Below are 10,937 nucleotides of genomic sequence, written 5' to 3' on the forward strand. Positions count from 1 at the left end.
TGATGTACAAGAGGGATAAGTTTTTACATAAATCAAATTAAAGACAACGACATGAAATATTTTATGGCGGCATTGTCCATACTCTTTATGGGTACAATTGCTGCACAAAACGTAAAGGGAAAACTGGTGGACGAAGCTGGTTCCCCGATAGAGGATGCTGGAATTTTTAACAAGACCAGCGGCCAACACAGCCATTCCGATGGTACAGGGCATTTTGTTCTGGATAGGACCTCGGTCAACGATACCATTTATTTTTCCAGATTGGGATATGCCACACAGACCCGAGTGGTAAATCAGGCTGATTTACAGAATCCCATTACCATTATTCTTGTGGAAAGCTCCATTTCTTTAGATCAAGTGGTTTTGGTGTCCGAAGTGGATGCATTGAGCAGGGTGGTGGATGTGGATGTAAAAACCAATCCCGTAAAATCATCGCAAGAAATTTTAAGAAAGGTACCGGGATTGATTATCGGACAGCACGCGGGCGGAGGAAAGGCCGAGCAGCTATTTTTGCGCGGCTTTGATGTGGACCACGGAACCGATGTGGCCATTAATGTGGATGGCATGCCGGTAAATATGGTATCCCACGCCCACGGGCAGGGATATGCAGACCTTCATTTTGTGATACCGGAAACCATTGAGAATGTAAATTTTGGAAAAGGACCTTATTATGCCGATCAAGGAAATTTCAATACAGCGGGTTATGTAAACTTGAAGTTGAGAAAAAGCTTGGACAAAAGCATGTTGTCCACTGAAGTAGGACAATTTGGAACTCGAAGATTCATGGGGATGCTTAATGTTTTGGATAACGAAAACAGCAATGCTTATTTAGCTTCCGAACTGTATTTAACTGATGGACCGTTCGAGTCACCACAGAATTTTAATCGCATCAACATTTTGGGAAGATACCGATATGCATTGCCAGGTGATCAGGAGTTACTATTGACGGCTTCACACTTTTCAAGCAAGTGGGATGCATCGGGCCAAATACCACAACGGGCCGTGGACCAGGGTTTAATCAGTCGTTTTGGCGCCATTGACGATACCGAGGGCGGACAGACGAGCAGAACCAACTTCGTTTTGAACCATAATAAAAATTTGGGTACAGGAAAATCGCTCAATACCATGGCATTTGTATCTCATTATGATTTTGAACTGTACTCCAACTTTACCTTTTTCTTGGAAGATCCCGTGAACGGAGATCAGATCAGACAATTTGAAGACCGATTGTTGGCAGGGGCCAAGACCGTTTTTCGGAACAATTCCGCCTCTTTGGGAGATATGGAGTTCAAATACAATGCAGGGATTGGTTTTCGGTACGATAATGTGGACGATAACCAATTATCGCGTACGTTGAATCGTCAAGAATTGTTGGAGCGTTTGGCTTATGGCGATGTGGATGAAGTGAACAGCTACGCTTTTGCGGGAGCGGCTTTCAAATCGGGTAAATTTACTTTTGAGCCGGCCGTTCGTTTGGATTATTTTAGGTTCGATTACATCAACAAGATGAGTGAACTGTACGATAGCCGTAGTGAAGAAAAAGTGGCTTTTAGTCCTAAATTCAATACTATTTACAGTCCAACCGAAAACACCCAGTTTTTCTTGAAAACGGGCATTGGTTTTCACTCCAACGACACTAGGGTAGTGGTGGCGAACGGTGGTGAGGAGATTTTACCTGCCGCCTACGGTGTTGATTTGGGAACCATCATAAAACCAGCGGATAAACTGGTCTTGAACGCCACATTATGGACCTTGTTCCTGGATCAAGAATTTGTTTACGTGGGAGATGCTGCCATTGTGGAACCCAGTGGAAAAACACGACGGATGGGAATTGAAGTAGGGGCAAGGTACCAACCATTGGATTGGCTTTACCTGTATACTGATGCCAATTACACGCAAGCTCGAAGTACCGAAGCCGCCGATGGAGAAGACTACATCCCTTTGGCACCCGACTTTACCATGGCAGGAGGAATAACCTTGGGAGGCAATCAAGGCTTTTCGGGTGGGATTAACTATCGGTATATTGACGATAGGCCCGCCAATGAAGATAATTCCATCGTAGCCGAAGGGTATTTTGTAACCGATGCCAATCTGAATTATAGTGTCAGCAATTGGACCTTTGGACTGATTGTGGAGAACTTGTTCGACACCGAATGGAACGAAACACAGTTCGCAACCGAGAGTCGTTTGTTGAACGAACCCAATTCTTTTGAAGAGATTCATTTTACCCCGGGGACACCTTTTTATCTAAGAGGTAAGGTAACCGTAACTTTCTAAACAACTATCCGCCAGAAAACCACACTGGCGGATTTTTTTTATTCATTTTTAAACTAAAAAATTAGTTTAAACTAAATATTTAGTTATATTAGCAGTGTCATTTCGAACTGAGCGTAGCGGCTGTGAGAAATCTCACAACATTTTTTGGTTTATGAGTTGCAATTCCACAACTCATTTTCAAATTGTCAGACTGAGCACAGTCGAAGTCAAGATGAGAAATCTGAACTAATTTTCAAGGATTCCAGCTCAGATTTTAAAGAATATTAATTGGATTCCCGATTTCTCGGGAATGACAACTAAAACGTATCAAATGAAACAACTCACCAAGGCAGAGGAGGAGGTAATGCAGCTCCTTTGGAAAATTAAAAAAGGCAACGTAGCCTCAATTTTGGAGGAATTGCCTGAACCCAAACCGGCATACAATACGGTTTCCACGATTGTGAGGATTTTGGAAGATAAAGGTTTCGTATCCCACGAAAAAGTGGGCAAGGGACACGTGTACTTTCCTTTGATGAAAAAAGAAGAGTATAGCAATCAAAGCCTTAACAAGTTGATGGATGGATATTTCCAAGGATCGTTTACAAGTATGGTATCCTTTTTTATGAAGAAGAACGACATCAGCTTGAAGGAGCTCGAAGAGATTATGAAGAACATTAAAGACAAGGAACAATGATTACCTATATTCTAGAAAGCTTAGTGTTTCAACTGGTCTTTTTGTTGACCTATGACCTCTTTCTGAAAAAAGAAACTTTTTTTCAATGGAACCGAGTGTATCTCTTGGGTACGTTTGCACTTTCTATCCTATTGCCTTGGGTAAAGATTGAGGCGCTACAAGCCTCCATGCCGCAAGAATTGGGGGGTGTCACAATTTTCCTGACACAATTGGATGGCGTGGTACTTGGGCCAGGAACAGAGGAAACCAGTTTCTTGGCAAATATCCCTTGGCCGTATTGGGTTCTGGGAGTCGGGAGTGTTTTGGCGGCCATTTGGTTTGCCTACAAGTTGATTCAAATAAGACAACTTCGTAATAAAGGTTCAGTGCGCCATTACCGAGACTTTACAAAAGTTACGGTTCCTAAAAGTGCGACCGCCTTTTCGTTCTTTAGGAACATTTTTTTGGGAGAGGACATCAAAAAGGACAAGGAGCCCAATATTTTGGCCCACGAATTGGTGCATGTAAAGCAATGGCACACCTTGGACCTGCTCTTTTTTGAGTTGGCCCGAATCGTCTTTTGGTTCAATCCATTGGTGTATATCTACCAGAACAGAGTTGCCGAGCTTCATGAATTTATTGCCGATGAAAAGGCGGTAAAACAGAATAAGGCAGCACATTTTGAAATGCTGCTGTCCGAAGCGTTCCATACGCAGAATATCAGTTTTGTCAATCAATTTTTTACTAAATCATTAATCAAAAAACGAATAGTCATGTTACAAAAAAAGAAATCCAAAGCCGTATGGCAATTAAAGTATGTATTGTTGTTGCCCCTTGTTTTGGGGATGTTGGTCTACACCTCTTGCGAGACGAACAAAGAAGATAATGAGTTGGAACTGGGTGGGGGAGTATCCTTGGTCGCAGCAAATGAAATCCCATTCGGTGCCATTGATGAAGTGCCGATTTTTCCAGGATGTGAAGATGCGGTAGACAAAAAAGCTTGTTTTCAGGAGAAAATGCAAGCACATATTCGTAAAAATTTTCATTATCCCGAAGCAGCGCAGGAACAAGGAATACAAGGAAGGGTAAGTGCTATTTTTATAATGGATAAAGAAGGGAATGTGGTCGATATCAATATGAGGGGCCCACATGAGCTTTTGGAAAAGGAAACTGAAAGGATTTTATTAAAGTTACCACAAATGCAACCAGGAAAGCATGAAGGTGAAGTGGTAAATGTTCCTTTTTCCATTCCCATAACTTTCAGACTTCAAGGGAATGATGAAGAGAAAGTCAGTAAACAAAGAGGGGAGGGACTTGGGGTTCCGTTCGCGAGCGTTGATGAGGTTCCAATCTTTCCGGGATGCGAAGATGCTGATGATAAAAGAGCTTGCTTCAATGAACAGGTTGTGAAGCACATTAAAAAACATTTTAATTACCCTAAAAAAGCTCAAGAACTGGGTGTTCAAGGTAGGGTGAGTGTGATTTTTGTGATTGGGAAAGATGGAATAATTACAGACATAGGGAAACGTGGCCCACACGAGTTGTTGGAAAATGAAGCTGTCAGAATCATAGAACGTTTGCCCAAGATGCAGCCAGGAAAGCATGAAGGGAAAGAGGTAAAAGTTCCTTTCGCTATACCAATAACCTTTAGGTTAAAAAGTCAGACTAAGCAAGAATCTCAACCTGATTATTCTCAGAATGGGGGGATGAAAGTAGGGGGTATTTTGGCCGATAGAAACAATGTGTCCTACTTCATCGGCAAAGTAACGGACGAAGCATCTATGGCATTGCCAGGGGTAAATATTTCCATTGAAGGTAAAGAGGAAGGTGTTGTTTCAAACTTTGATGGGAACTTTAAAATTGCTGTTAATGAGGGTGAGATGTTGAAATTCCAATATATAGGTCTTCCCAACAAGTTGGTCAGAGTAGAAAAAAGACTTTTCTAATGGATATAATGATAACAGTAAATGCTGAAACTAAGGGCTAGCTATATACTAATAATTATGTTCTCTTTAAAAGCCGGTGCACAATCATCGGCTTTGGCCATTGCCGATAGTTTATATGCTCTGGGCAATTACACCTCGGCCATCAACGCCTATGCAAAGGTTGGGGACAAAAAATCAAATCTTCAGATAGCAAGGGCCTATAATGCCATCGGAAATTACGACAAGTCGATTGCACAATACACTGCTCTTCTGGATAAGAACCCTGGGTTTGAGTTGGCGAGATTCGAACTGGGCAAGCTGTTGTTGAAAACCAAAAATTTCGGACCCGCATTGGAGGCGTTCAATGCCTTGGTGTCTTCAAAACAAGAAAACCCCGAGTATTTCTACTACTTGGGCAGAACCTATGAATCTTTCAAAGAAACGGACAAAGCGAACAAAGCATTCAAAACCGCTGTGGAAATGGATAGCACCCATTTACGTAGTTTATATTCTTTGGGCAAATATTACGTAGGCCAAGAAATAAAGGATTCCGCACTGGTTTATATTGATCAGGGCCTTCGGTTTTATGAGAACGATGTGGCGATGATCAATTTAAAGGCTATGGCTTTCTTTAACAACGGACAGTTTCAATTGGCCATTCCCCATTTTGAGCGATTGTTGGAGTTGGGCGAGGAAGAACCCTTTGTTTACGAGAAATTGGCCTTTTGTTACTTCCGAAACTGGGAGCCGGAAAAGGCACTGGAAGCCTATCACAAATTGAGCAAGTTTCCCGATAAACTGGCAGCTGCCTATTCAGGATTGGGCGAAGTGCATTTTGAAGAAAAGCAATTGGATAGTGCGCAATACTATATCGAAAAATCCATTGAGGAGCGAATGGCTACCTTCCCGCAGGAATATGCAAGCCTTGGTCGTATTGCCCGCCTGAAGGGGCAGACCAAAAAATCCATGGATTACTACGTAAAGGCTTGGGAGGAAAACAAAGACAACTTCTACAATTACTATCAAGTCTGTGTTTTGGCAGATGAGTATTACAAAGACCCGGAAACACGCCTGGGCTATTACGAAAAGTTGTTGGAGATGTACCCAGAAATGGTTTCCTTTCTTAAGGAACGGGCCAAAAACCGCATTACCGAGATAAAAGAGGAAATCCACTTTGCCAGCAACTGATTTCTTTAAAATATCGTAATTTCAGCCAAATTATCAGGGCTGTCATGCAGAAGTATGTTTTATGGATCATTTTTATGGGTTTGCTCGTATCCTGCGAGCTGTTCGAGTCCAAAGAGGACAAGACCCAAAAACTGGTCAATGAGGAGCTTATGGCCATCGACTGGAACGATGTGGATCAATACCCCCTTTTTGAGGATTGTGATGAAACCGCCCCAAAAGATGCCCAGCAAGAGTGCTTCCAAAATGTGATAACCGAGTATTTTTCCGAAGCCTTGGCAGGACTCAAATTTCAGGTTCGCAACGATATGAACGACACGGTTTATATCGATTTTTTGATTGATGAACACGGTTTTATCTCCGTGTTGGGCGTCGAAGAAAAGACCTCCGTGCTCAACGAGATATCCGATTTCAACACCAAAATATCGGAACGATTGAACGATTTGACCACCGTGGCGCCCGCATTAAAAAGAGGAAACCCTGTAAGCCTGCGCTTTAGGCTCCCACTGGTACTAAACACCTACTAATTTGGCAACAGAAAAAATCATATTGGGAATAGACCCTGGAACCACGATCATGGGTTTCGGAATCATAAAGGTCATCAACAAACAAATGCACTTTGTGCAAATGAACGAGTTGATGCTGCGAAAATATGATGACCCCTATGTTAAACTCAAACTTATTTTTGAGCGTACCCTGGAGCTCATCGATACCTATCATCCCGATGAAATAGCCATTGAAGCCCCTTTTTATGGTAAAAATGTACAGTCGATGTTAAAATTGGGCCGTGCCCAAGGGGTGGCCATGGCCGCTGGACTTTCCAGAGAAGTTCCGATAACGGAATATATGCCCAAAAAGATAAAAATGGCCATTACTGGCAACGGAAACGCCAGCAAAGAACAAGTAGCTAGAATGCTTCAAAGCGTCCTGAAATTGAAATCTTTACCTAAAAATCTGGATAGCACGGATGGTTTGGCCGCTGCCGTTTGTCATTTCTACAACGAGGGCAGGGTAGAAATCGGAAAAAGCTATACCGGTTGGGAGGCTTTCATCAAACAGAACCCAGATAAGATCAAATAACAATGTTCAATAAACAATTTGTACATCCGTAATTGTACCAGTGGCCTTGAAGGTTTGTGCCGATGCTTTGTTTTTGTCCTCGCTAAATGATCATTGAATGAGCGGAATTTACATTCACATTCCATTTTGCAAGCAAGCTTGCCATTATTGCGATTTCCATTTTTCCACACAATTGGGAAAAAAGGAGGTCATGGTCAATGCCATTGCCAAAGAGCTTGTTTTACGAAAATCGGAGGTGGATGATGCCGTCGAGACCATCTATTTTGGAGGAGGAACACCATCGGTTCTTACTGCCGAGGAAATCGAGCAACTTATTAAAGCCGTTTACGACAATTACAAAGTAATTGACCATCCAGAAATCACCTTGGAAGCTAATCCAGATGACTTGGTGTCATCTCGGGTAGAGTCGAGTGACCTCTTTTCAGAATACAAAAATGCAGGAATCAACCGCCTCAGCATCGGCATTCAATCTTTTTTTGATGAAGATTTAAAGCTGATGAACCGTGCCCATGATGCTGGAGAAGCTGAACAATGTATCAAAGAAGCAACGGAGCATTTCGACAACATCACCATTGATTTGATTTACGGAATCCCAGGGATGGACAACGAGCGCTGGAAAGCCAACATCCAAAAAGCATTGGATTTTGGCCTGCCCCATATCTCCAGCTATGCGTTGACCGTGGAGCCCCGAACGGCTCTTAAAAAATTCATTGAAAAAGGAGTTGTGCCCGATGTGGATGATGAGCAGGCACAAGAGCAGTTCCATATTTTGATGGATATGTTGGAAGCTCATGGTTTTGTGAATTATGAGATTTCCAATTTTGGGAAACCTGGTTTTTTCTCCAAGAACAATACAGCGTACTGGTTGGGGAAGAAATATCTGGGGGTAGGTCCATCGGCCCATTCGTTTGATGGACAACACAGAAGCTGGAACATTAGGAACAACACGACCTACATAAAAAAAATAAACCAAGGTGAATTGCCCTCGGAAATTGAAACACTTTCCACAACGGACAGGTATAACGAATTTGTAATGACAGGCCTGCGCACCATTTGGGGCGTGGATTTGGATAGGATTGCATCGGAATTTGGGTCAAACTATTTAAAATATCTCAATCAACAGGCAGCTAAATTTTTGGAGCAGGGTTTACTTGTTTTGGAAGATGGGAAATTGCTCACGACCAAAAAAGGCAAGTTTTTGGCCGATGGAATTGCCGCAGACCTTTTTATGCTTAACTTAAAATAGTAAATTGTCATTCCTGCGAAAGCAGGAATCCATGAAGTAGAATTGATTCCCAATCAAGTTGGGAATGACAAAACGATTACAATTTGATTGCAACCATAAAACACAACTCCCGAAACTACAAAATAGACCTGACCAAACCGCTTGATATTTCCATACCGCTCAAAGGTGGCGACAACAATGTGAATGCGTGGTATTTGGACCCACCAAAAATTACCCCCCACGAACAAGATGGCTTTGTGGGCAAGGTGAGCGAGGGAGCTTCCACCAATTTCAACGATATTTGGTTCAATCCACATTCGCATGTAACCCATACCGAATGTTTGGGGCATATTTCCGAGGAGTTCAACTCCATCAACAAAAAGCTGAAGAAGTTTTTCTTTTTGGCCGAGTTGATCACCGTGGCACCCGAACAAATGGGCGATGATTTTGTTATCTCCGAAAAGCAAATAAAATATGCTTTGGGCAACAAAAAAAGACAGGCCGTGGTCATCAGGACCATACCTAATTTGGGGTACAAACGATCTAAAAAGTACTCCGATACCAATCCCACCTATTTAACCGAGGAAGCCGCCAAGTGTTTGGTGAAAAAAGGAGTGGAACATTTGTTAATTGACCTGCCTTCGGTGGACAAGGAAAGGGACGGCGGAGACCTTTTGGCACACAAGGCCTTTTGGAACATGAACGGTAAGCCCCGCACAAAAGCGACGATTACTGAGTTTGTTTATGTGCCCAACCCCGTGGAGGACGGCACCTATTTTTTAAACCTTCAAGTGGCACCTTTTGAGAACGATGCCAGCCCTAGCAGGCCCGTACTTTATAAAATTGAAAACAAATAGATGAAAACAATGCTTAAATTGGAAGAGTTGATGATGTTCGTGCTGGGCATCTATCTTTTCGGTTTATTGGATTATGCCTGGTGGTGGTTTTTGGCACTTATTTTAACGCCAGATATTGGAATGATCGGGTATCTTTTCGGAAACAAAGCAGGAGCCTTTTCCTATAATTTGTTTCATCATAAAGGAGTGGCCATACTAATTTATCTTGCTGGTGTCTACTTTTCAATACCTTTATGCCAGCTGATTGGTGTAATTTTGTTCGCGCATTCTGCTTTGGACAGAATGTTGGGTTACGGATTAAAATATAACAAAGGGTTCAAGTTTACCCATTTGGGTGAAATAGGTAATAATAATGGGTGAAGCAATAGACATAATTCTGGGGTTGATTTTAGGCGCAATATTGATGTATTGGGTCTTTTCCCTGTTCCGAAAAAAGAAGAACAAGGAGATTACGGAGCATCAATCCACGGTAATCTTGAACAAGATACGCAGCGTGTGCAAACTGGTTTCCGTTGAAGGTGATTTTGCCGAAATCTATCACTATGAGAATACCAAGGACAGTTTTATGAGCTTGTTCCGAAGCAAGAAAAAGGCACTGATCATTATCAAGGCCAAGGCCCACATCGGATATGACCTGAACAAACTTGATATGCGGGCAGATAATGATAAGAAGAAAATCATATTGAGTCACTTTCCAGAACCAGAAGTGCTGTCCATAGAGCCCGACTTGCAGTTTTACGATATTAAAAATGGTATTTTTAACAGCTTTTCGCCCACGGATCTAACGAATTTAAACCAAGAGGCCAAGGAGCACATCAAACAGAAAATTCCAGAAAGTGGACTCATGGAAACCGCAAAAAATGAAGCCTTACAGGCCGTTTTGGTCGTAGAGAAAATAGTAGAGACCATCGGGTGGACATTGGACTATTCCGCCTTGGAAATATCAAACCAAGAAAAACAATTTATAAAAGAGTGAATATGAAAACCAAAATTTTGACCCTACTTCTTGTAGGAACAATATCAGTTATGAGCAACGCACAAGAATCCGACAAAACTACTTTTGACCACACGTTTGCACATGTGGTTTATTTCTGGTTTAAAAACCCAGATAACCAAGCCGACAGAGCCACTTTTGAAGCATCCTTGACCAAGTTTTTGAACAAATCCAAGTATGCCAAAACCAAATTTATAGGTAAACCACCAAAGGCGATTCGCGATGTGGTAGATGATTCTTTCACCTATTCTTTGATTCTATCCTTTGAATCGGCAGAAGATCAGGCTGCTTACCAGGAAGAGCCACCACATATGGTGTTTATTGAAGAGTGCGAGGACCTCTGGGAAAAGGTAATTGTTTACGACTCGCAGGGAATCGAGCAATGAATGTAGAGGAACTTAGGGAGCTTTGCGTATCCAAGAAAGGGGTAACTGAAGAATTTCCGTTTGATGAAAGCACTTTGGTGTTCAAGGTAATGGGCAAAATGTTTGCCTTGGTTCCCTTGGAACGTCTTCCTGCGCAGTGCAACCTAAAGTGCGACCCGGAAAGAGCAGAGGAACTCCGTGAAGAATATGACGGAAACATTACACCGGGCTATCACATGAGCAAAACCCATTGGAACACCTTGTTTTTGGAACAACTCCCTCCCCAATTGATCAAAGACCTTATAGATCATTCGTATAATTTGGTTGTGGAAAGTCTTACAAAGAAACTACGGCAGGAGCTTAAATCGTTGGATTGA

Annotated in this window: 12 protein-coding genes; all 12 read left to right on the forward strand. The window is 42.3% G+C overall.

Features of this window, described 5'->3' with window-relative positions:
• Positions 1-51 precede the first annotated feature (51 nt).
• Positions 52-2,277, forward strand: a complete 2,226-nt coding sequence (locus MURRU_RS08505; protein WP_014033053.1) for a TonB-dependent receptor — start codon at positions 52-54, stop codon at positions 2,275-2,277.
• Positions 2,278-2,587: 310 nt separating this feature from the next.
• Entirely contained in the window at positions 2,588-2,950 is a 363-nt protein-coding gene (locus MURRU_RS08510) for a BlaI/MecI/CopY family transcriptional regulator (protein ID WP_014033054.1), read from the forward strand.
• Positions 2,947-4,875, forward strand: coding sequence for a M56 family metallopeptidase (locus tag MURRU_RS08515; protein WP_014033055.1), 1,929 nt, complete (start codon positions 2,947-2,949; stop codon positions 4,873-4,875). The genes MURRU_RS08510 and MURRU_RS08515 overlap by 4 nt, the downstream gene beginning before the upstream one ends.
• Before the next feature lie 57 nt (positions 4,876-4,932).
• Positions 4,933-6,042 (forward strand): tetratricopeptide repeat protein, encoded by a 1,110-nt coding sequence (locus MURRU_RS08520; RefSeq protein WP_187289883.1) that lies wholly within the window; start codon positions 4,933-4,935, stop codon positions 6,040-6,042.
• A 44-nt stretch (positions 6,043-6,086) separates the two neighbouring features.
• Positions 6,087-6,566: a hypothetical protein gene (locus tag MURRU_RS08525; protein WP_014033057.1), complete on the forward strand. Its 480-nt coding sequence runs from the start codon at positions 6,087-6,089 to the stop codon at positions 6,564-6,566.
• A gap of 1 nt (position 6,567) precedes the next feature.
• A complete protein-coding gene (gene ruvC, locus MURRU_RS08530) occupies positions 6,568-7,119 on the forward strand; it encodes a crossover junction endodeoxyribonuclease RuvC (RefSeq protein WP_014033058.1) in 552 nt (183 codons plus the stop codon).
• 97 nt (positions 7,120-7,216) lie between these two features.
• Entirely contained in the window at positions 7,217-8,365 is a 1,149-nt protein-coding gene (gene hemW / locus MURRU_RS08535; protein WP_014033059.1) for a radical SAM family heme chaperone HemW, read from the forward strand.
• Positions 8,366-8,448: 83 nt separating this feature from the next.
• Positions 8,449-9,201, forward strand: coding sequence for a cyclase family protein (locus MURRU_RS08540; RefSeq protein WP_014033060.1), 753 nt, complete (start codon positions 8,449-8,451; stop codon positions 9,199-9,201).
• On the forward strand, positions 9,202-9,561 hold the full coding sequence (locus MURRU_RS08545) for a DUF4260 domain-containing protein (protein WP_014033061.1): 360 nt from the start codon (positions 9,202-9,204) through the stop codon (positions 9,559-9,561).
• Positions 9,554-10,177 (forward strand): DUF4230 domain-containing protein, encoded by a 624-nt coding sequence (locus MURRU_RS08550; RefSeq protein ID WP_014033062.1) that lies wholly within the window; start codon positions 9,554-9,556, stop codon positions 10,175-10,177. Before MURRU_RS08545 ends, MURRU_RS08550 begins: the two co-directional genes overlap by 8 nt.
• Positions 10,178-10,179: 2 nt before the next feature.
• The gene (locus MURRU_RS08555) at positions 10,180-10,581 is read left to right on the forward strand and encodes a Dabb family protein (RefSeq protein WP_014033063.1); all 402 of its coding nucleotides are present in this window, start codon (positions 10,180-10,182) and stop codon (positions 10,579-10,581) included.
• Complete coding sequence (locus MURRU_RS08560; protein ID WP_014033064.1) at positions 10,578-10,937, forward strand: MmcQ/YjbR family DNA-binding protein; 360 nt, start codon at positions 10,578-10,580, stop codon at positions 10,935-10,937. Before MURRU_RS08555 ends, MURRU_RS08560 begins: the two co-directional genes overlap by 4 nt.

This window comes from Allomuricauda ruestringensis DSM 13258 (genome assembly GCF_000224085.1).
Classification (GTDB): Bacteria; Bacteroidota; Bacteroidia; order Flavobacteriales; family Flavobacteriaceae; genus Flagellimonas; species Flagellimonas ruestringensis.

Coding starts and splice junctions, on each gene's coding strand:
- MURRU_RS08560 (WP_014033064.1), top strand. CDS start 10,578: ATGAATGTAGAGGAACTTAGGGAGCTTTGCGTATCCAAGAAAGGGGTA.
- MURRU_RS08550 (WP_014033062.1), top strand. CDS start 9,554: ATGGGTGAAGCAATAGACATAATTCTGGGGTTGATTTTAGGCGCAATA.
- MURRU_RS08520 (WP_187289883.1), top strand. CDS start 4,933: ATGTTCTCTTTAAAAGCCGGTGCACAATCATCGGCTTTGGCCATTGCC.
- MURRU_RS08510 (WP_014033054.1), top strand. CDS start 2,588: ATGAAACAACTCACCAAGGCAGAGGAGGAGGTAATGCAGCTCCTTTGG.
- MURRU_RS08515 (WP_014033055.1), top strand. CDS start 2,947: ATGATTACCTATATTCTAGAAAGCTTAGTGTTTCAACTGGTCTTTTTG.
- MURRU_RS08555 (WP_014033063.1), top strand. CDS start 10,180: ATGAAAACCAAAATTTTGACCCTACTTCTTGTAGGAACAATATCAGTT.
- hemW (WP_014033059.1), top strand. CDS start 7,217: ATGAGCGGAATTTACATTCACATTCCATTTTGCAAGCAAGCTTGCCAT.
- MURRU_RS08545 (WP_014033061.1), top strand. CDS start 9,202: ATGAAAACAATGCTTAAATTGGAAGAGTTGATGATGTTCGTGCTGGGC.
- MURRU_RS08525 (WP_014033057.1), top strand. CDS start 6,087: ATGCAGAAGTATGTTTTATGGATCATTTTTATGGGTTTGCTCGTATCC.
- MURRU_RS08505 (WP_014033053.1), top strand. CDS start 52: ATGAAATATTTTATGGCGGCATTGTCCATACTCTTTATGGGTACAATT.